Origin of the sequence: Streptantibioticus parmotrematis, from assembly GCF_019890615.1 — a bacterium.
Classification (GTDB): domain Bacteria; phylum Actinomycetota; class Actinomycetes; order Streptomycetales; family Streptomycetaceae; genus Streptantibioticus_D; species Streptantibioticus_D parmotrematis.
In genome coordinates, this window is the sequence record NZ_JAINVZ010000076.1 from 1 (window position 1) to 382 (window position 382).

At 73.0% G+C, this 382-nt stretch carries 1 protein-coding gene; it reads right to left on the reverse strand.

What is annotated here, in order from left to right:
• The coding region (locus tag K7472_RS32310; protein ID WP_222982835.1) for an amidohydrolase family protein at positions 1–382 on the reverse strand (382 nt) is incomplete at both ends.

Sequence of the window (382 nt, forward strand, 5' to 3'; positions counted from 1 at the left end):
CGCGTCGCGGCCGAACGGCAGGGTGGGGTTGGTGGAGGAGCCGATGACGTTGGGGACGCCCGCCATCTTCAGCACGTTGGGGACGTGACCGCCGCCGCAGCCCTCGATGTGGAAGGCGTGGATGGTGCGGCCCTCCAGCACCCGCAGGGTGTCCTCCACGCTCAGGCACTCGTTGAGGCCGTCGCTGTGCAGGGCGACCTGGACGTCGTGGTCCTCGGCGACGCGCAGCGCGGTGTCGAGCGCGCGGGCGTGCGCGCCCATGTCCTCGTGCACCTTGAAGCCGCAGGCGCCGCCCTCGGCGAGCGCCTCGACCAGCGGCGCGGGGTCGGAGGAGGAACCGCGGGCCAGGAAGCCGATGTTGACCGGCCAGGCGTCGAAGGCG